This is a genomic window from Paenarthrobacter sp. 4246 (assembly GCF_040546855.1).
Taxonomy (GTDB): Bacteria; Actinomycetota; Actinomycetes; order Actinomycetales; family Micrococcaceae; genus Arthrobacter.
In genome coordinates this window covers 212,347-231,115 of sequence record NZ_JBEPOP010000003.1, presented here as the reverse complement: position 1 = coordinate 231,115, position 18,769 = coordinate 212,347, and the positions used below count along the sequence as shown (strand labels likewise).

Genomic DNA, 18,769 nt, shown 5'->3' with positions numbered 1-18,769 from the left:
TAGCTACTCCGATACTTTCACTGGAACGCGTTCTGACAAGCCTCGATCTCCTGAAGCGGTTGCCGCAGGCGCCGTATTGTTCAGCAGCGAGGCCGCCGTCGCTACGGCACCGGCCACGTCGCCGTCGGCCGGGTAAAGAAGGGTCCGCCCAACGGTGAGGCCCTGAACACCGGGCAGTGCCAGCGCTGCCTTCCAGCTGGCGAAGATCTCGTCCTGTGTCCCGGCAGGGTCTCCACCCAGCAAGACGGTGGGAAGCGTGGTGGAGGCCATGACACGTTCCATCTCTTCCACTACAGGCAGTTTCATCCAGGTATAGGCGCTGGTAGAACCCAGGCCTTCGGCGATGCCGACCGATTTGATGACGGCGTCTGCCCGGAGGTCGTTGCGCACTTTGCCATGCGAGTCACGCACCGAGAGGAAGGGCTCCACCATGGCAATGAGTTTCCGTTCGGCCAGGGAGTCAATGGCCTTGGCCGTTGACTCCAGGGTGGCAACGGTGTCCGGATCGCCCAGGCAGATACGCGTCAGCATTTTTCCGCCATCCGCTCCGAGCGCTTCCAAGGCAGCCGCGGTGTGCCCCGTAAAACGGTCATCAAATTCATTGACCAGCCCAGCGAGGCCACCGCGGTTCATGGAACCGAAGACGAGCTTGCCTTCCAGCGCACCCAGCAGCAGCAGGTCATCCATGATGTCCGGCGAGGCCAGGATGCCATCAACGGCCGGGTTCGACAAAGCAATCTGCAAACGATCCAGCAGGTCCCTGCGATCGGCCATGGCCATCGGTTGTGAACCAACGGACAGCGCGCCGCGGGCCGGATGGTCCGCTGCGACAATAAAGTTCTGCGTACCGTGCTTCAGTCCTGGATGCCTGCGCCGGCTGGCGGCTGCCCGGGCTACCGCTTCTGGATCTTCCAGCCGGACACGACTCAAGTGCTCGTACCGGCGAGGGTCATCATTCAGGCTCATCGCGCTGCTCCTTCCGCGAGGGTGGACGCCGTCATTACTGCACCGGGCACGGACCTGCCACGCTCTGCCAGCAGCGAAGTGACCTCATCCGGCGTCGGCATTGCATCGGCACAGGAAAGTCGGGACGCCACGATCGCGCCGGAGGCGTTGGCGTAATCCAGTACTTCGGAGAGCGGCCAGCCCGACAACAGACCGTGACAGAAGGCGCCACCAAAGGAATCGCCGGCACCCAGGCCATTGACGGTTTCCACGGGCACCGGAGCGGACACCACGCGTTCGACACGGGTCTTGGCCATAACACCTTCGGGCCCGAGTTTTACGACGGCAATTTCGACGCCGGCAGCCAGCAGGCGGTCCGCCTGCTCATCAGGGGTCCCCTCCCCCACGGCAACGGCGCATTCCTTGTCGTTGCCGATCGCCACAGTCACGTGCGGGAGAACTTTCGCAACCTCTCTGCGGGCTTCCTCTTCGGAAGCCCAGAACATCGGACGGTAGTCCAGGTCCAGGATGGTGAATTGGCCTTCCTTGAGTCCGGTGCGGGGGCGGGCCTCGTGCGCTTCGATATGGGCGGTACGGCTAGGTTCCTGGCAGAGGCCGGTGACGGTGGACCAAAAGATCCCGGCGTCCCGGATGGCGTCAAGGTCGAGGTCTTCAGCCTTGATCTGCAGGTCTGGTGCGGTGGGAATACGGCCGTAGAAGTACAGAGGGAAGTCTTCCGGCGGCTTGATCGCGCAGAAGGTCACGGCCGTGGGGTACTCCTTAACCGGCGAGACGAAGGAATCGTCCACGTTGAACTTCTGCAGCTCCCGGTGGAGGTAGTTACCGAACGCGTCGTCACCAGTGCGGGTGATGACACCCGTGCGGCGACCATGACGTGCGGCAGCGACGGCCACGTTGGAGGGCGAACCTCCAAGGTATTTGCCGAAGGACGTCACGTCCTCCAGGTCCACCCCAATATCGTTCGGGTAGATATCAACGCTGATGCGCCCGATCGTAAGCAGTTCGTGGGTCACGATGATCGTTGACCTTTCTCTTGTGAACTCTGAACCTTTGAGCGCTGGGCCCCAATGCCTTGCCACCCCTCAGTGAGCGGGGCCACACACCTACTCTGCACCAGATTTAATGTCCTGTCAAAGGTTTGTACTGACATATTTACAACGAAACGTGATTACCCTGAAATACTGCCGAAGGGCACCTTCCGCTGCCCGCCTGCAGCGGCGACGCGGAGTCCTGCAGCGGAGTTTACTTTCGCGGAACCGCCAATTCGCCCGTCACATACTGGGCGCGGCCAAAACCAAAGGACCAGTCGCTTGCGGTGTTTTCGACATACCCAAGGAACACGTCTTCACCTGCGACCCCAACCTCACCCAGTCGGGCGGCAATGGCCGCGAACAAGGACTGCTTGGCGTCCCGGCTCCGCCCCTCCTGGGTGAATATCTGGATCATGACAACGTTCGAAGTCCGCTCAAAACCCAGCCCGGCATCCTGAGCGTAAATTTGGCCCTCGGAATGCTCCGTGACGATATGAAAGTAGTCGCGCTCAGGAATGCCATACTCAGCGAGGATCGCGTCATGGATGCTTCGGCTGATGGCGGCCAGCGCTTCCGGGCTCCTGCCAGCGTTTACGTCAATTCGAACCAGCGGCATCTTGACCCCCTATTAGTTTGTCCTGACATACTAACAAAATATGAATTGGGGATGCAAGGACGGGACGAGGAACGCTGGAATCAGGAGTACTGAAGGATCAAGGGATCCCTACAGGAGCCCGGCCTTGCCCACGCCGAGACTCTTGGCACATCGGTTTGACCCCGCCCGGATGCGGATGAGGTGACTTAACCAGCGAATGCCCCACCCCTAATGAAAGGGCGGGGCATTCTTCATCGGCTGCGGCGCTATTCGGTGGCCCGGTCCCCCTGATGCGCACCGGCGATGTTTACCAGCCACCCAATGCCGAACTTGTCGACGCACATTCCAAAGGTGTCGCCCCAAGGTGCCGTTTCCAGCGGCACGGTCACGGTACCGCCGTCCACCAGCTTGTCCCAGAAACCGCGGAGTTCACCTTCGTCCGTGGCTTCGCCGCTGAGCGAGACGGATATGTTGTCGCCGGGGTTGTACGGCATGCCGTTCGGGGTATCGGCAGCCATAAGGGTCAAACCACCCGGCGCTTCCAACATGGCATGCATGACCTTGCCGGCCTCCGCCGGGTCCTCACTCGCCTGGTAGTCGCCGAAAGTACTGATATTCAACTCGCCGCCGAAAACCGATTGATAGAAGGTGATGGCATCGCGGGCGTTGTCACGGAACGAGATGTAAGGGTTCAGACGGGTTGTCATTGGTCGGTCTCCTTCTGGTTGATTTTTGGTTGGTTACAGAGCAGCGTTCGTTACAGTGCGGCAATGCCGACTGCGCCAGGTGGCGCCCTTTCCGCAAGTCCTCACCCGCCGTCGTACGCCGTTCCCAGTTACGGTCCACCTCCTCCTGGGAATCGCAGTTCACCATCAAGGAGACGGCCTCATTGAATTTGTGGGCCGGTCCACCATTGAGGCCCATGAACTGCCGGCCATCAATCTCGAATTCAACGGTCAGGGCTTGGCCATCGGGCCCGGGCCTGATGCGTCCCATGGAGGATCCATCAAAAATCGATGTGTAGAACTCCGCCGCTTCGGCCGCTTGGCCGTCGAACCATAGGCAGGTGGAAATCTTCTGCATGAAGCACTCCTCAGCGATCCGGGGGAAGCCCTGCTCCCCAGACAGACGCTAGTCCTGTGAGTTGCTCCACACAACGCTCCACTCAAGCAAACGCGACTTCGCGTACGGGTGACACCCCGGATAGTGTCGTGGGCATGACTTCACCATCGCGGCTGTGGATCCCCATAGCCATCGCGGACGTACTGTTGATTCTTGTCTTCGCAGCCATCGGCAGGGACGCGCACGCCCGCGGAGACATAGTTTCCGGCGCCTTCATCACAGCCTGGCCCTTCCTGACCGGAGCAGCCCTTGCCTGGCTGGCTGCGCGCGCCTGGCGCACACCCCTGGCTGTATGGCCAACGGGCGTCCTTGTCTGGATCAGCGCAGTCCTGTTGGGAATGCTGCTCCGCGCTGTTACAGGCCAAACGGTGGTCCTGCCCTTCGTGATCGTCGCGTTCATCACCCTCGGAATTTTCCTGCTCGGCTACCGGGCCGTAACCGCACTCTGGCTGCGCATCTCCCGGAGGCGGCAACGCCGCGCTTGAACAGGACCTGTCCCCTTCCGATGCACTAGGCTGAAACAGTCCGCAATGATGCTTTTCCGGAAAGGCCCCACGTGATCACCGCTTTCGTCCTGATCAAGACAGATGCCTCACGCATCCCGGAGACCGCAGAGCAAATCTCTGCCATCCAGGGCATCAGTGAGGTCTATTCGGTCACGGGTGAATGGGATCTCATAGCGGTAGCCAGGGTGACAAAGCACGAAGAGTTGGCCGACGTCATCGCCGACAAGCTGTCAAAGGTGGGTTCCGTGGTTCATACCACCACCCACATTGCCTTCCGGGCCTATTCGCAGCACGACCTTGATGCGGCGTTCGCGCTCGGCTTCGAGTAATCGAATCCCTGCCCTAAAGATCGCTCCGACTGAGTTCGGTCCACTTCTCCAGGACGTCGGCAGCCTTTCCTGAGTCCACCGACTCGGCCGCGCGGGCGAATGCCGTGCGCATGCGCTCAGTCAGGGTTCCCTCAGCGTCCAGGTCATAGGACACCAGGCCTGCGGCTGCATTGAGGAGGACGGCATCCCGCACCGGGCCTGTCTTTCCGCCGAGGATGTCGCGGACGACTCCCGCGTTGGCTGCAGCGTCACCTCCACGGAGATCCGCCACCGTAGAAGGGCTGATTCCAAGTTCCGCCGGAGAAAATACCTGCTCGGCGACTGTGCCATTCCTGATTTCCCAGACTGTGGAGGGACCCGTAGGCGTGAGCTCGTCGAGCCCGTCGTCCCCACGGAACACCAGCCCACGGCTACCGCGGCGCGCAAGCACGCCGGCCACCAGCGGAGCCATACGGACATTGGCAACGCCCACAGCCGAGGCTTGTACGTGAGCCGGGTTGGTCAGGGGACCCAGGAAATTGAAGGCGGTGGGAACCGCTAATTCGCGGCGTGGCACAGCCGTATGCCGGAATGAAGGGTGGAAAACCTGTGCGAAGCAGAAGGTGATTCCTGCCTCTTCAGCATTCCTTGCCACTTGCTCGATCGATAGGTCCAGTCGAACGCCCAAGGCCTCCAACACGTCCGCCGAACCGGAAGTCGACGAAGCTGCCCTGTTGCCGTGCTTGACCACCTTGGCACCGGCGCCGGCAGCAACGAGCGCCGCCATGGTGGAGATATTCACGGTATTGAGCCGGTCTCCGCCTGTCCCTACGATGTCGAGCTTCTCGCCGGTGATCCCGATCGGGTTGGCGTGCTGGACCATGGCTTGGACCAGACCGGCCAGCTCTTCCACCGTTTCGCCCTTGGCCCGGAGGGCAACAAGGAACCCGGCAATCTGCGCAGGAGTCGCTTCGCCGGACATGATCGTGTTCATGGCCCACTCTGTGTTGCCCACTGCAAGGTCGTCGCCGTTGATCAGTGCTGAGATGAGCCCAGGCCAGGTATTGCTGGCTGAAGGTGCCGATGCCGGAGAAGTCACCCACTGATGCTATCGACCCTGCCACGCCGATGACCAATGTGAACGCGGCCGGGAACTTTTCCGCGCGATTTCGCGTCTTTGTAGAAAAAGTCTCCCGAATCGGTGGTTTGCATTGGGAACTCTGGACTTTTACAGACATAATGTCCTTGTGACATCTGCGACCCATGCCCCCAGTACCCCGGCGCACCCGACGCTGAACCGCCCCAATCTGGTTTCTGTTGGAACCGTTGTTTGGCTGTCCAGTGAGTTGATGTTCTTCGCCGGCCTCTTTGCCATGTACTTCACCCTGCGCTCCACATCCGGACTGATGTGGGCCGAGGAGACGGCCAAGCTCAACTTCCCGTTTGCGCTCGTCAACACGATCGTCCTTGTGGCAAGTTCGTTTACTTGCCAGATGGGCGTTTTTGCCGCCGAGCGGCTCGAACCGCGCCGTACAGGCCGCCCGCTCCAAATCACCCGCTGGGGCATGTCTGAATGGTTTGTCCTCACCTTCGTCATGGGTGCCTTCTTCGTAGCCGGACAGACCACGGAATACGCCATGCTCGTCTCCGAGCACGTGTCCCTGTCCTCCAACGCCTACGGCTCAGCCTTCTATATGACAACGGGCTTCCACGGCCTGCACGTCATTGGCGGCCTGATCGCCTTCCTGTTCATCATCGGCCGCGCTTTCGCAGCCAAGAAGTTCGGGCACTTTGAAGCGACGTCGGCGATCGTCACCTCGTACTACTGGCACTTTGTCGACGTTGTGTGGATCGGCCTCTTCCTGGTCATCTACGTCCTCAAGTAAGCCCGGCTTTGACTCTTTTTCTACAAGAGGCAGAATTTCAAGAAGCGGCTCGCGGAGCCGACGCAGGATCGAATAAAGGAACCACCACGTGAAGGCACTATCGCAGAAGCGACGTCACCCACTGGCAGCCATTGCGCTGCTGTTGATGGGCCTCCTCCTCACTGGTGGGCTGTACGCCGTTGCCACAACTGTCAACCAGGCCAAGGCCGACACCACCAGCTACAGCGCCAGTGACGTAGAAGAAGGCGGCAAGCTCTTTGCTGCCAACTGCGCCACCTGCCACGGCATGGGTGCGTCCGGAACCCAGGACGGCCCCTCGCTGGTCGGCGTGGGTGCTGCAGCTGTTGACTTCCAGGTTGGCACCGGACGTATGCCCATGCAGATGAGCGGACCGCAGGCCCAGCAGAAGCCCGCCCAGTTCAACGCAGAGCAGACCAAGCAGCTGTCCGCTTACGTTGCTTCCCTTGGAGCAGGCCCGGCCATTCCCGAGGAACACCTCCTCGACGGCAAGGGGGATGCCGCCAATGGTGGCGAACTCTTCCGCGTCAACTGCGCCATGTGCCACAACGCAGCCGCTGCCGGCGGTGCCCTGACCCGTGGCAAGTTTGCTCCTGCACTGGCCGGCGTCAGCGCAGAGCACATCTACGAGGCCATGGTGACCGGACCTCAGAACATGCCTGTGTTCAGTGATTCCAATGTCACTCCTGAAGACAAGCGCGACATCATTACCTTCCTGAAGACCATCGAAGCCAACGGTTCACCCGGTGGCGCGGACCTGGGTGCACTTGGCCCGGTGTCTGAAGGCCTCTTCGTCTGGGTTGCTGGTTTGGGTGTCATCATCGCATTCACCATCTGGTTGACGTCCCGCACGTCCTGATCCGGACACGACAAAACTTCTGCTGCACAGTCAGCAGTTTGAAACTGAAAATAACTCGGCCCCGGCCGAGACAACGAGAGAAGGATGAGGCGAATTATGGGCAACCATAGTGACGGCAGTCCGAACCACTCGGGCACCGTAGCTACGGCTGGTCAGAATGAGGTGGAGAAGTTCCAGGATCCTGGACTCCCTCCGCATCGTTTGCGCCTGGCTGACACGGACCCGGTAGCCGCAAAGCGAGCCGAGCGTCAGGTAGCCATTCTGTTTGGCACCTCCGTCATTGGCACGCTGGTCTTCCTGGTGGCGTACTTCGCCATCGACCTGGGCGACGACACCACCATTGCGACCATCCGTAACCAAAACCTCCTTCTGGGGCTAGGCACGGCCTTCGCAATGCTCGGTATCGGCACCGGTATCGTGCACTGGGCCAAGGCCCTGATGCCCGATCACGAAGTGTCTGAAGAGCGCCACGCCATCCGTACCGAAGAGGATCGCCAGGCAGCTGTTCGGATCGTCGACGACATCGTCGAAGAGACTGGCATCAAGCGCCGCCCGCTGATCCGCAACACCCTTCTTGGTGCGGTTGCGCTTGCCCCGCTGCCTGCTCTCGCCATCTTCGGCGACTTGGGCCCGCGTCCTGACGATGCCCTGGCACACACCATGTGGGCTCCTGAAGGCGGCAAGCTCAAGCGCCTGACCCGCGACCCCGATGGCACTCCCATCAAGGCCTCGGACGTCACCATTGGCTCTGCCTTCCACGTCATTCCCGAAGGTCTCAATGAGCTCCACGAGGGCAAGCTGAACGAAAAGGCGAAAGCCGTCGTCCTGCTCATGCGCCTGGACCCGAACTCACTGAACCCCTCAGAGGGCCGTGAAAACTGGAGCTACAACGGAATCGTTGCTTACTCCAAGATCTGCACGCACGTAGGCTGCCCTGTTGCTCTTTACGAGCAGCAGACGCACCACCTTCTGTGCCCGTGCCACCAGTCCACGTTTGACCTCACGCAGGAATGCAAGGTCATCTTTGGACCGGCCAGCCGTCCGCTCCCCCAGCTGCCTATTGCAGTTGACGCAGAGGGCTACCTCGTCGCCACCAGCGACTTCAGAGAACCTGTAGGACCGAGTTACTGGGAGCGTGACGAGCATGAGCGCCTCATCAACAGCTGAAGCCCCCTTCGTTCCGAAGACCAAGGTTGGTAGTTTCACCAACTTCGTTGACGAGCGCGTGGGTGGCTCCGGCATCCTGCGTGAGTTCGGCCGGAAGGTCTTCCCCGACCACTGGTCGTTCATGTTCGGTGAGGTGGCGCTGTACTCCTTCGTCATCCTGCTGATGTCAGGTACCTTCCTGACGTTCTTCTTCGATCCGTCCATGGCGGAGACCCACTACCAGGGTTCGTACACACCGCTGTACAACGTCGAAATGTCCGTGGCCTACAGCTCGTCGCTGAACATCTCCTTTGACGTTCGTGGCGGTCTGTTCATGCGCCAGGTACACCACTGGGCAGCTTTGCTCTTCGTGGCCTCCCTGGGCGTCCACATGCTGCGCGTCTTCTTCACCGGTGCTTTCCGCAAGCCCCGCGAAATGAACTGGGTGGTGGGCGGCGTGCTGCTCATCCTGGCGATGGCAGCCGGCTTCACCGGGTACTCACTCCCCGATGACCTGCTCTCCGGCAACGGCCTGCGCATCATCGATGGTGTTATCAAGTCCATCCCGGTGATCGGAACATACATCTCCTTCTTCCTCTTCGGTGGAGAATTCCCGGGTACGGCCATCATCGGCCGCCTGTATGTCCTGCACATCCTCCTGGTCCCCGCGCTCATCCTGCTGATGATCGTGATCCACCTCTTCATGGTGGTTGTGCACAAGCACACCCAGTACCCCGGCCCGGGCCGTAACGACGGCAACGTCGTCGGCTACCCCCTCGGCCCGGTTTACGCTGCAAAAGCCGGTGGATTCTTCTTCATCGTCTTCGGCGTCCTGGCACTCATGGCCGCAGCCTTCACGATCAACCCGATCTGGAACTATGGCCCGTATGACCCCTCCCCGGTTTCCGCTGGTACACAGCCTGACTGGTACATCGGGTTCGTGGACGGCGCGCTGCGCCTCATGCCGGGTGTCATCAATGACTTCCACTTCGAATGGGTCATCTTCGGACGCACTCTGACTCTGAACGTGCTGCTTCCGGCCTTGGTTCCTGCTGGAATCATCTTCACGGTCCTCTTCATGTACCCGTGGATCGAACGCTGGATCACCAAGGACAACCGCGAACACCACGTTCTCGACCGTCCCCGCAACGTGCCTACCCGCACAGCGATCGGTGTTGCCGGCTTTACCTGGTACTGCGTGATGTGGGCAGCCGCCGGTTCCGACCTCATCGCAACCCACTTCCACGTCTCCCTGAACGACGTGACCTATTGGCTGCGAACACTGTTCTTCATCGGCCCGGTCATCGCCTTCATCGTGACCAAGCGCATCGCACTCGCCCTCCAGCGCAAGGACCGCGAGATTGCCCTGCACGGCCGGGAAACTGGACGTATTGTCCGTCTCCCGCACGGTGAGTTCATCGAGGTCCACGCTCCGCTGGATGAATACAAGCGCTACAAGCTCGTTGGGTTCGAATCACCGGCTCCCCTGCCGGCCGAGCCGAACGAACACGGTGTTGTCACCAGCAAGGAAAAGCGCCGCGCGGCACTATCCAAGTGGTTCTTCGAGGACCGTGTTGCTCCGGCAACACCCGCCGAACTGGAAGCCGCCCACGCACATGGCCACCATGAAGCCATTGAAGCAGGCGAAGACCAGAAGAGCCTGAGCCACTAACGCTTGGAACTCACAAAGAAGTAGGGGCCCGGTCCATTGGACCGGGCCCCTTTTCTGTGCCATTGCTTTACCGGGCTGAACCTCTTCTGCCTGAACGCTCTGCGCCTTGGCTCTGCAACTGAATGCAGCAATACATGGACTCTGCACAGCCGTGCCTCTGCGCTGCCGGATTGCGTATGACATTGCGCCGGTCCCGGCGGGTGCTAGGGCTGAGTGCGGTAACCCGATGAGTAGTTGCGGGTAGGCCTCACACCTGGGCGTTGCAGGGGGACCCAGAGCTTATAGCGGTCAGCCCGGTAGTAAGAAACGGAGTAGTCCACCATCGCGCGTGCTACGAAAGCGTGGCGCTGAATCTTAAGCAAAGGGGCACCGACATCCACGTTGAGAAGCCGGGCTGTGGAGGGCGACGCTGCCGTCGCCTCGATCATGTCCTCGCCCCACTCCATTACCAAGCCAAAGCGTTCGCTCAGCACGTTGTACAGGGACGTGGGCGGCGCTTCATCCAAAAGGCCCGGGACGCGGTGGGCCGGTATGAAGTTCTCATCCACGCTCATGGGCTCATTGTCAGCTAGCAGCAGCCGCCTGAACCGGACTAAAGGTGTGCCTTCCTCGAGTTGGAGCTCCCGGGCCAGGAATGCACTGGCTGAGATCTGTTCGAAGCTGAGTACCTTTGCGGCCGGGACCATACCGCGGCGTTGCATCTCTTCGCTATAGGACGTCAGTTTCACTTGAAGGTCCAGCTTGGGCTTCCTCACGAAAGTCCCCAGACCTACAACACGCTCAATGACCTCCTCACCAACCAAGGCGTCAATGGCCTGACGCACCGTCATCCGGGCCAGACCGAAGCGGTCTGACAGGTCCCGCTCCGAGGGAAGCGCAGAGCCTGGCGGGCAGGATTGGGCAATAAAGGCCCGCAGGATCTCCCGGAGTTGTACGTAAATCGGTGTGCCACTGGTGCGGTCGATCTCGCCCGCGATGCTTGCAGCCTCAGGCACCGCGGCGGTCCAGCAATTGAGTCATGCTTCAAGGATAATTCAGAGGCGCTTCAGGTCTAGACCACTTGCGGTTCATGTGCAGCGTCGGGCCCAGGGAGCTACGCTTGTATGGACAATTTTCCGACGGATGATCCGTCGACTACCAAGGGAGCTGGGTTGCCGGAGCAGAAAGCTATTGTTGCCGCGGAAATCGGGTTGCACGCACGTGCGGCAGCTGTGTTCGTCCGTGCCGTCACTGACACTGGCCTGCCGGTGACCATACGCAAGCAGGACGGTCAACCTGTTGATGCACGCTCACTGCTGGAAGTGATGACGGAGGACTTCGGACACGGCTGCGAAGTACTTCTGGAAGTGGCTCCAGACGCGCTGATGAGCGGACACACCGTTCCCGAAGTTGAGAGTGCCTTGGTCGCTCTTTCGGCCGTCCTTGGGGCCACAGTGGCGCGCTGAGCCCTTACTCAGGAAAAACGAGCGGGCCCCACCTTCCGGTGGGGCCCGCTTTGTGTGCTCGGAACTAGCTGTTAGTGCGCGTGGTCGCCGCGGCTGTATTCAAAGACCCAGCCAACCAGTGCCACGAGGGCGAGGCCGCCGGCGACGTATGTCACCCAGAAGCCAATGGCCAGGCCAAGGAATCCACCTGCACAAGCGAGACCCAGAACCAGCGGCCACCAGCTCCAAGGGCTGAAGTGCCCCTGCTCGCCGGCGCCTTCGTGGATCTCGGCGTCTGGACGGTCCTCGGGACGAAGACCAATCCGCTTACCGGTGAAACCAAGATATGCACCGATCATGCCCGCCAGGCCACCGACAAGGAGGATGCCTAGGACACCAACCCACTCGGACCATTCAGTCAGGAATCCGTAGGCAATGGCCACGGGGACGAAGAAGAAGACTCCGGCTCCAAAGAGCCACGATTCGATTTTCACTTACTGACGTCCTTCTGGTCGGCATTACCCAAAACAGCTGCTGCAGGCGACGGGGCCTCGGCAGTGTGGACCTGTGCCAACTCAGGGTGGTGCAGGTCCAGCGCCGGGCGCTCCGAACGGATACGCGGCAAGGAAGTGAAGTTGTGACGCGGCGGCGGGCAGGACGTTGCCCACTCCAGCGAAGCGCCGAAGCCCCACGGGTCATCCACTTCTACCTTCTTGTTGCTGCGCCACGTGATGTAGACGTTCCAGAAGAACGGCAGGAGCGAAGCGCCCAGGACGAAGGAGGAGATGGTGGAGAACTGGTTCATCCACGTGAAGTTATCCTGCGGCATGTAGTCGGCGTAACGACGCGGCATACCCTCAACACCCAACCAGTGCTGGATCAGGAAGGTGCCGTGGAAGCCGAGGAACAGGAGCCAGAAGTGAATCTTGCCAAGGCGCTCGTTGAGCATCTTGCCTGTCCACTTGGGCCACCAGAAGTAGAACCCAGCGAACATGGCGAACACGACTGTACCGAACACCACATAGTGGAAGTGAGCCACCACGAAGTAGGAGTCGGAAACGTGGAAGTCAAGCGGCGGCGAGGCCAGGATGATGCCGGTGAGACCACCGAAGAGGAAGGTCACCAGGAAGCCGATGCTCCAAAGCATGGGCGTTTCAAACGTAATGGAGCCTTGCCACAAAGTACCGATCCAGTTGAAGAACTTCACGCCGGTGGGCACTGCGATCAACATGGTCATGAAGGCGAAGAACGGCAGCAGCACCGAACCAGTCACGTACATGTGGTGTGCCCACACTGTGACGGACAGCGCCGCAATGGCGATGGTTGCGTAGACAAGACCCTTGTAGCCGAAGATCGGCTTGCGGCTGAAGACCGGGAAGATCTCCGAAACGATGCCGAAGAACGGCAGCGCGATGATGTACACCTCGGGGTGCCCGAAGAACCAGAACAGGTGCTGCCACAGGACCGCACCGCCGTTCTCGGGGTCGAAGATGTGGGCACCAAAGCGTCGGTCGGCGCCAAGGGCGAACAAGGCAGCTGCCAGCGGCGGGAAGGCCATCAGGACCAGGATTGCCGTGACCAGCGTGTTCCAGGTGAAGATCGGCATACGCCACATGGTCATGCCCGGTGCACGCATGCAGATGATGGTGGTGATGAAGTTGACGGCACCAAGGATGGTTCCGAACCCGGAAAGGGCCAGGCCGAAGACCCAGAGGTCCCCACCCACACCGGGGCTGAAGGTGGTATTCGACAGCGGCGCATAAGCGAACCAGCCGAAGGAAGCAGCTCCCTGGGGAGTGATGAAGCCGGAGACGGCGATGGTCGAACCGAAGAGGAAGAACCAGAAAGCCAGGGCATTCAGACGCGGGAACGCGACATCGGGGGCACCGATCTGCAACGGCATGATGACGTTCGCGAAGCCGGCAAACAGCGGCGTTGCAAACATCAGGAGCATCACGGTGCCGTGCATCGTGAACATCTGGTTGTACTGCTCTTTGGTCTGCAGGATCTGCATACCGGGTTCGAACAGTTCAGCGCGGATCAGCAACGCCATGACGCCACCGAGGCAGAAGAACACGAAGGACGCGATCAAGTACATGTACCCGATGGTCTTGTGGTCGGTGGAGGTAATCCAGTTGACGACGATGCGCCCCTTGGACTTAGGAACTACGGGGGCTTCTAGGACCCCCGGTGCGGATTGAGTGTACGTAGCCACGTCGCTCCCCTTACTTGGTTTCGTTCAGGTTCGGGTTGCGGTCGTATTCCGCACCGAGGAGGCCCGTGTTGCCTTCCTGGCGAAGCTTGTCCATGTGGGCCTGGAACTCAGACTCGGAGACAACCTTGACGCGGAAGAGCATTTCGGAGTGGTATTCACCGCAGAGTTCGGCACACTTACCATCGAAGGTGCCCTCCTTTGTGGGGGTGAACCTGATGTAGTTCGTCTTGCCGGGGATCATGTCGCGCTTCTGGAGGAAGGCGGGAACCCAGAATGAGTGGATGACGTCGCGGGAGTTCAGCTCCAGGTCCACGGACTTGCCAACCGGCAAGTACAGGGTGGGGAGCAGCTCCTTGTTGACCTCATTGCCGGTCAGGTGGGCCTGAACGCCGGCTTCGTGGAGGTCTTCATTGATGACCTCACCCTTTTTGTAGTTGAAGTCCCAGGCCCACTGCTTGCCGCGGACGTCAACAACGACGTCGGCCGGCTGCGAGCGGTCATCGATCGCACGCTGGTCCTGGTCGGTGAAGTAGAAGAACACCAGCACCATGAAGAGCGGAATGGTCAAGTAGAAAACCTCAAGCGGCAGGTTGTAGCTGAGCTGCTTGGGGAATCCCGTGGTGCCCTTGCGGCGACGGTAAGCGATGATGCACCAGACCAGCAGGCCCCACGTGATGATACCGACTGCCAAGGCGGCGATCCATGAGTTGACCCAGAGGTCCATGATCCGGTCAGTGTGGTTGGTCGTGCCGCGCTCTGTAGGCAGCCAACCCTTCTCTACCTCTGGTGAACATCCGGTCAAAACCAACGCGCCGGCTAGTGCCAAGCCAGTGATCGATGTGATCTTTTTGCGTCGGCTGCCGGTTCGGTTCTGCGAACTCACAGACGGCCCTTCCTCTTGTTGCTGTCTCCCGGCAGGCCGAAGGCTCACCGGGCACACTAAAAGTTTTACTACCCGATGTAGAGCTTACCGCTATCAAGCGGTTTTCGCGCACATGTCAGCGCCGTGGCTCCGAATGGTTTTAAACCCACCCGAAGTGGCGCCGACATGCGGCGATGGCTCACATCAGTGGAACGAATCGCCGCAGGCGCAAGACCCGCCGGCATTCGGGTTGTCGATGGTGAAGCCCTGCTTCGAAATGGTGTCCTCGAAGTCGATGCTGGCACCGCTGAGGTACGGAACGCTCATCTTGTCGACGACGACTTCAACGCCGTCGTAGTCCCGTACAGCATCCCCATCAAGCAGTCGCTCGTCGAAGTAGAGCTGGTAGATCAGTCCGGAGCAACCTCCAGGCTGGACTGCAACGCGCAGCCGAAGGTCGGTGCGCCCTTCCTGTTCCAGAAGGCTGCGGACCTTGCCTGCGGCGACGTCGGTCAGATTGACCTCGTGCGTGGCCAGCTCGTCGTTGGCGACGAGCTGTTCTCCGGTGCTGTTTTCGTTGGTTGCAGTGCTCATTGGCCTACCTTCTTATGAAGCTCCTGGCGGCGGCGCCGGAACGCTGCCTGCCCTTACCCAAATTACCTACGGGTTATACCTAATGCTACGTCGCGCAGACGCTTAGCTATAACTCCTGACGTAACCACAGACAGCATTTGGTTGTTCCCGGCGCGCCGCCAAGGACTTCACTGTCACTAGCCCTTGAGTCCTTCAGCATTCAGTTTGGTGAGCATCAGGGCCTCAGCCAGCACGGCATGCCGGAAGTCGCCGATGTGCAGGGATTCGTTGGCACTGTGAGCACGGGAATCAGGGTCTTCCACTCCCGTCACAAGGATTTGCACGTCCGGATACACATCCATGAGGTCCGCAATGAAGGGAATGGAACCGCCAATTCCCATTTCAACGGGTTGCACACCCCACGATTCGCCCAGCGCCCAAAGGGCTACCCTTGCAGCTGCTGAGGATGTATCGGTGGAAAAGGCGTTGCCGCGCTCCCCCGGCGTAAACGTCACTTTGGCGCCAAAGGGTGCATGGGATTCGACGTGGGCCTTTAGGGCATCCATCGCGGACCCGGGGTCCTGGCCTGGGGCCAACCGCATGCTGAACTTGGCCCGAGCGGCCGGAATCAGCGTGTTGGAGGCAATATCGACGGATGGGACATCCATACCGATGATGGACAGCGCGGGCTTGGTCCAGAGTCGGGAGGCGATGGTCCCGCTGCCGGCGAGCTTCACGCCGTCGAGCACTGAAGCATCAGTGCGGTAGTCCTCTTCGGCAAGGTCCACGGCCACGTCGTCGCGGGCCACCAGGCCCGCAACCGCGACGTTGCCGTCGTCGTCGTGCAGGGTGGCGATGAGCCGTGAAAGGAGGGTGGGGGCATCCAGCACAGGACCGCCAAACATGCCTGAGTGGACTGCATGGTCAAGGACACGTACCTCGAAGGTCCCGTCCACGAGTCCCCGAAGGCTGGTGGTCAGGGCCGGAACGCCGACTTTCCAGTTGCTGGAATCAGCTACAACAATGACGTCAGCCCGCAGGAGCTCCTGGTGTTCCTCCAGGAAAGTCCGGAACGTGGGCGAGCCTGCCTCTTCCTCCCCTTCGAAGAAGAAAGTCACGCCGAGTCCGAACTCGTCACCCAGAACCTGGGTCACGGCGCTGTAGGCGGCCAGGTGCGCCATGATTCCTGCTTTATCGTCGGCCGCACCGCGGCCGTACAGGCGGCCCTCGCGCTCCTCAGCCACAAAGGGCTCGGAGTTCCAGAGGCTCCGGTCCCCCGGCGGCTGAACATCGTGGTGGGCGTAGAGCAGGATGGTCGGCTTGCCGTCCGCGGCAGGACGGCGCGCGACGACGGCAGGGCCACCGGGGGTACCGTCGGCTTTGTCGCACCGCAATATCCGGACGTCTTCCATGCCCGCGGCCTTGACCAAGGCAGCGACTGCATCGGCGCTGCGGTCCAGTTCGTTGGGGTCGAAACTTGCCCACGCAATGCCCGGAATGCTGACGAGTTCCTTGAGGGAGGCCAGGGTGGTGTCGAAGGAATCGTTGACTGCTCCGGACAGTTCCTCCACTGGAGTAGTGCCGGCGTGTCCTTGCTTGTTCTGCGGGATCTCCGCATGTGCTGAAGTCATGGCCACACTTTACCGCCGGGATTTGGGCGTCCACAGCAGGCGCGGCCACCCGTCGTCGGCCCCAGGCGCCGGTCCACGTAACCTGCGCCACCTCCGCGAGGGGTATTCTGTAGGGGTGTTCGGACGCAAAAAGGAAGAGCCCAGCGCTCAATCAGTAGTAGACCAGGCCTACGCCACCGCCACGGAGCCCGGTGCCGGAAAGGGCACCCCCACTCCCAAGCGGAAAGACCAGGAAGCAGCCCGCAAGCGCCCACTGGTTCCCAATGACCGCAAAGCCTCCAAGGCTGCGGAACGGGTCGCCATCCAGGATCAGCGGCAGAAAATGCGGCAGGCGTTGGATACAGGTGACGAAAGATTCCTGCCCCTTCGCGACAAGGGTCCACAGAAGCGCTACACGCGTGACTACGTGGACGCACGGTTCAGCTTGGGCGAATACCTCATGTTCGGCGCCTTGCTGTTCGTGGTGATCTCCCTGATCATTCCGCCCACCAGCGCCGGCATCAGCTACGTCCTCATTGGATTCTGGGTCATGTTCCTTGCGGTTTTCGTGGATGTCTTTATCCTGTCCCGCAAGCTCAGGAAGCGCCTCACCGAGAAATTCGGCGAAGTGGAACGCGGCTCGATCTGGTACGGCTGCATGCGCGCTCTTCAGTTCCGTAAGCTCCGCCTGCCCAAGCCGCAGGTAAAGCGCGGACAGTACCCGGCCTAAGCGCCCCCGCCCCTTCGCCAACAGGAAGACCCCGGACCATTGGTCCGGGGTCTTCCTTGTAGGCGCCTGGTAGACAGGACGGCGGGGCCTAACGCGCCTTCTTACGGATCTTCACGAGCCCCCTGTTGATACTGGAAGCCCAGAAGGGACCCTCGTAGAGGAACGCTGTATAGCCCTGGACCAGTGTTGCGCCGGCTTCCAGTCGCTCTTGAACGTCCGAGGCAGTCTCCACTCCTCCGACCGCGATGAGCACGAGCTGGTCACCCACGGCGTCCTTAAGCCTCCGCAGTACTTCAAGCGACCGCGGCTTGAGGGGTGCTCCCGACAAACCACCGGCACCCAACGACTCCACCTTGGTGGCGTCCGAAACGAGCCCCTCCCGGGAAATGGTGGTGTTGGTGGCGATGATGCCGTCCAGCTTCAGGTCCAGCGCCAGCCGGGCGACGTCGTCGATGTCGTCGTTGGACAGGTCAGGCGCAATCTTGACCAGCAGCGGAATATGCCGTCCGGCGGCTTCATCGGCGGCGTCGCCTACTGCCCGCAACAGCGGCCTCAGGGTTTCCACGTTCTGCAACAAACGAAGGCCCGGCGTGTTGGGAGAGCTGACATTGACCACCAGGTAGTCTGCCGCAGGGGCCAGGCTGCGTGCACTAACGAGGTAATCCTCAGTGGCATCCTCGAGTTCAACCACTTTGGTCTTGCCGATGTTGACGCCGATGACGGGTCGGACGTCCGGGTGCTTCCTTTGCAGAGCAGCCCGCGCAGATTTGAGCCGTGGCGCAACGGCGGCTGCGCCGTCGTTGTTGAATCCCATCCGGTTAACCACCGCACGGTCCTCAATCAGGCGGAACAACCGGGGCTTCTCATTACCTGGCTGCGCCTGGCCGGTGATGGTACCCACCTCCACATGGCCAAAACCGAGTTCGGCCAGGGCTTCTATGCCGTGGCCTTCCTTGTCGAAGCCTGCCGCCAGGCCGAACGGCGATGGGAAGGTCAGGCCCAACGCTTCAGTCCGGAGCGAAGCGTCAGGGGCTGTCAGCCGGGCCAGGATCCGGCCGGCGCCCGAACGATGTGCCGCCCGGATCCCCTGGAAGCCGATCTTGTGTGCCTTTTCGGCATCCATCCAGGAGAAGGCCAGCTTGAAGAATGTGGGGTAAACACGCATGGTCCTAGTTTTCCGGTTTACGGACGACTCGCCAAACCCGTGACCGCTGATGCCGCTGGCATGTACGCATCCCCCGGACGC

General features: G+C 60.9%; 21 protein-coding genes. 8 read left to right on the top strand and 13 right to left on the bottom strand.

Annotation, left to right across the window (positions count from 1 at the left end; genetic code table 11):
- Positions 1-3: 3 nt before the first annotated feature.
- From ABIE35_RS06440 to ABIE35_RS06420, 5 genes are all read right to left on the bottom strand, one after another.
- Positions 4-966, bottom strand: a complete 963-nt coding sequence (locus ABIE35_RS06440) for a Cgl0159 family (beta/alpha)8-fold protein (RefSeq protein ID WP_354513359.1) — start codon at positions 964-966, stop codon at positions 4-6.
- Positions 963-1,979 carry a 5-dehydro-2-deoxygluconokinase gene (iolC, locus tag ABIE35_RS06435; RefSeq protein ID WP_354513357.1) on the bottom strand — a complete coding sequence of 339 codons (1,017 nt, stop codon included), beginning with the start codon at positions 1,977-1,979 and terminating at the stop codon, positions 963-965. Before iolC ends, ABIE35_RS06440 begins: the two co-directional genes overlap by 4 nt.
- Positions 1,980-2,208: 229 nt before the next feature.
- Positions 2,209-2,613 (bottom strand): tautomerase family protein, encoded by a 405-nt coding sequence (locus ABIE35_RS06430; protein WP_354513356.1) that lies wholly within the window; start codon positions 2,611-2,613, stop codon positions 2,209-2,211.
- 245 nt (positions 2,614-2,858) lie between these two features.
- Complete coding sequence (locus ABIE35_RS06425) at positions 2,859-3,299, bottom strand: VOC family protein (RefSeq protein WP_354513354.1); 441 nt, start codon at positions 3,297-3,299, stop codon at positions 2,859-2,861.
- Complete coding sequence (locus ABIE35_RS06420) at positions 3,262-3,675, bottom strand: VOC family protein (protein ID WP_354513352.1); 414 nt, start codon at positions 3,673-3,675, stop codon at positions 3,262-3,264. The genes ABIE35_RS06425 and ABIE35_RS06420 overlap by 38 nt, the downstream gene beginning before the upstream one ends.
- Before the next feature lie 134 nt (positions 3,676-3,809).
- On the opposite strand from ABIE35_RS06420, the gene ABIE35_RS06415 reads away from it, so the two are divergent.
- Both ABIE35_RS06415 and ABIE35_RS06410 read left to right on the top strand, forming a co-directional pair.
- A complete protein-coding gene (locus ABIE35_RS06415; RefSeq protein ID WP_354513350.1) occupies positions 3,810-4,199 on the top strand; it encodes a DUF3054 domain-containing protein in 390 nt (129 codons plus the stop codon).
- 71 nt (positions 4,200-4,270) lie between these two features.
- Positions 4,271-4,549, top strand: a complete 279-nt coding sequence (locus ABIE35_RS06410) for an Lrp/AsnC family transcriptional regulator (RefSeq protein ID WP_026540747.1) — start codon at positions 4,271-4,273, stop codon at positions 4,547-4,549.
- Positions 4,550-4,562: 13 nt separating this feature from the next.
- Here ABIE35_RS06410 and trpD read toward each other — a convergent pair whose 3' ends face one another.
- Positions 4,563-5,627: an anthranilate phosphoribosyltransferase gene (gene trpD / locus ABIE35_RS06405; RefSeq protein ID WP_354513347.1), complete on the bottom strand. Its 1,065-nt coding sequence runs from the start codon at positions 5,625-5,627 to the stop codon at positions 4,563-4,565.
- Between the two features lie 148 nt (positions 5,628-5,775).
- On the opposite strand from trpD, the gene ctaE reads away from it, so the two are divergent.
- The 4 genes from ctaE (at position 5,776) to qcrB (ending at position 10,109) form a co-directional block, all read left to right on the top strand.
- Positions 5,776-6,414, top strand: a complete 639-nt coding sequence (gene ctaE / locus ABIE35_RS06400; RefSeq protein WP_354513345.1) for an aa3-type cytochrome oxidase subunit III — start codon at positions 5,776-5,778, stop codon at positions 6,412-6,414.
- Positions 6,415-6,502: 88 nt separating this feature from the next.
- Entirely contained in the window at positions 6,503-7,291 is a 789-nt protein-coding gene (gene qcrC, locus ABIE35_RS06395; RefSeq protein ID WP_089595179.1) for a cytochrome bc1 complex diheme cytochrome c subunit, read from the top strand.
- A 96-nt stretch (positions 7,292-7,387) separates the two neighbouring features.
- Positions 7,388-8,458 carry a cytochrome bc1 complex Rieske iron-sulfur subunit gene (gene qcrA, locus ABIE35_RS06390; RefSeq protein WP_354513343.1) on the top strand — a complete coding sequence of 357 codons (1,071 nt, stop codon included), beginning with the start codon at positions 7,388-7,390 and terminating at the stop codon, positions 8,456-8,458.
- Complete coding sequence (gene qcrB, locus ABIE35_RS06385) at positions 8,436-10,109, top strand: cytochrome bc1 complex cytochrome b subunit (protein ID WP_089595181.1); 1,674 nt, start codon at positions 8,436-8,438, stop codon at positions 10,107-10,109. The genes qcrA and qcrB overlap by 23 nt, the downstream gene beginning before the upstream one ends.
- Before the next feature lie 203 nt (positions 10,110-10,312).
- Here qcrB and ABIE35_RS06380 read toward each other — a convergent pair whose 3' ends face one another.
- Positions 10,313-11,104, bottom strand: a complete 792-nt coding sequence (locus tag ABIE35_RS06380) for a GntR family transcriptional regulator (RefSeq protein ID WP_354513341.1) — start codon at positions 11,102-11,104, stop codon at positions 10,313-10,315.
- A 156-nt stretch (positions 11,105-11,260) separates the two neighbouring features.
- Here ABIE35_RS06380 and ABIE35_RS06375 point away from each other — a divergent pair, with 156 nt between their 5' ends.
- Positions 11,261-11,554 carry an HPr family phosphocarrier protein gene (locus tag ABIE35_RS06375; protein ID WP_354513834.1) on the top strand — a complete coding sequence of 98 codons (294 nt, stop codon included), beginning with the start codon at positions 11,261-11,263 and terminating at the stop codon, positions 11,552-11,554.
- A gap of 71 nt (positions 11,555-11,625) precedes the next feature.
- Here ABIE35_RS06375 and ABIE35_RS06370 read toward each other — a convergent pair whose 3' ends face one another.
- From ABIE35_RS06370 to ABIE35_RS06350, 5 genes are all read right to left on the bottom strand, one after another.
- Positions 11,626-12,027 (bottom strand): cytochrome c oxidase subunit 4, encoded by a 402-nt coding sequence (locus ABIE35_RS06370; RefSeq protein ID WP_089595184.1) that lies wholly within the window; start codon positions 12,025-12,027, stop codon positions 11,626-11,628.
- Complete coding sequence (gene ctaD / locus ABIE35_RS06365; RefSeq protein WP_089595185.1) at positions 12,024-13,748, bottom strand: aa3-type cytochrome oxidase subunit I; 1,725 nt, start codon at positions 13,746-13,748, stop codon at positions 12,024-12,026. The genes ABIE35_RS06370 and ctaD overlap by 4 nt, the downstream gene beginning before the upstream one ends.
- A 10-nt stretch (positions 13,749-13,758) precedes the next feature.
- Entirely contained in the window at positions 13,759-14,631 is an 873-nt protein-coding gene (gene ctaC, locus ABIE35_RS06360) for an aa3-type cytochrome oxidase subunit II (RefSeq protein WP_354226874.1), read from the bottom strand.
- A gap of 183 nt (positions 14,632-14,814) precedes the next feature.
- Positions 14,815-15,204, bottom strand: a complete 390-nt coding sequence (locus ABIE35_RS06355; protein WP_026540757.1) for a HesB/IscA family protein — start codon at positions 15,202-15,204, stop codon at positions 14,815-14,817.
- Positions 15,205-15,380: 176 nt separating this feature from the next.
- Positions 15,381-16,814, bottom strand: coding sequence for a dipeptidase (locus ABIE35_RS06350; RefSeq protein ID WP_354513338.1), 1,434 nt, complete (start codon positions 16,812-16,814; stop codon positions 15,381-15,383).
- A gap of 115 nt (positions 16,815-16,929) precedes the next feature.
- On the opposite strand from ABIE35_RS06350, the gene ABIE35_RS06345 reads away from it, so the two are divergent.
- The gene (locus ABIE35_RS06345; RefSeq protein WP_354513832.1) at positions 16,930-17,523 is read left to right on the top strand and encodes a DUF3043 domain-containing protein; all 594 of its coding nucleotides are present in this window, start codon (positions 16,930-16,932) and stop codon (positions 17,521-17,523) included.
- Positions 17,524-17,611: 88 nt separating this feature from the next.
- On the opposite strand, the gene ABIE35_RS06340 is transcribed toward ABIE35_RS06345, so the two are convergent.
- The gene (locus ABIE35_RS06340) at positions 17,612-18,688 is read right to left on the bottom strand and encodes a quinone-dependent dihydroorotate dehydrogenase (protein WP_354513336.1); all 1,077 of its coding nucleotides are present in this window, start codon (positions 18,686-18,688) and stop codon (positions 17,612-17,614) included.
- Positions 18,689-18,769 lie beyond the last annotated feature (81 nt).

Coding starts and splice junctions, on each gene's coding strand:
- ABIE35_RS06440 (WP_354513359.1), bottom strand. CDS start 966: ATGAGCCTGAATGATGACCCTCGCCGGTACGAGCACTTGAGTCGTGTC.
- ABIE35_RS06430 (WP_354513356.1), bottom strand. CDS start 2,613: ATGCCGCTGGTTCGAATTGACGTAAACGCTGGCAGGAGCCCGGAAGCG.
- ABIE35_RS06425 (WP_354513354.1), bottom strand. CDS start 3,299: ATGACAACCCGTCTGAACCCTTACATCTCGTTCCGTGACAACGCCCGC.
- ABIE35_RS06420 (WP_354513352.1), bottom strand. CDS start 3,675: ATGCAGAAGATTTCCACCTGCCTATGGTTCGACGGCCAAGCGGCCGAA.
- ABIE35_RS06415 (WP_354513350.1), top strand. CDS start 3,810: ATGACTTCACCATCGCGGCTGTGGATCCCCATAGCCATCGCGGACGTA.
- qcrA (WP_354513343.1), top strand. CDS start 7,388: ATGGGCAACCATAGTGACGGCAGTCCGAACCACTCGGGCACCGTAGCT.
- qcrB (WP_089595181.1), top strand. CDS start 8,436: ATGAGCGCCTCATCAACAGCTGAAGCCCCCTTCGTTCCGAAGACCAAG.
- ABIE35_RS06355 (WP_026540757.1), bottom strand. CDS start 15,204: ATGAGCACTGCAACCAACGAAAACAGCACCGGAGAACAGCTCGTCGCC.
- ABIE35_RS06350 (WP_354513338.1), bottom strand. CDS start 16,814: ATGACTTCAGCACATGCGGAGATCCCGCAGAACAAGCAAGGACACGCC.
- ABIE35_RS06340 (WP_354513336.1), bottom strand. CDS start 18,688: ATGCGTGTTTACCCCACATTCTTCAAGCTGGCCTTCTCCTGGATGGAT.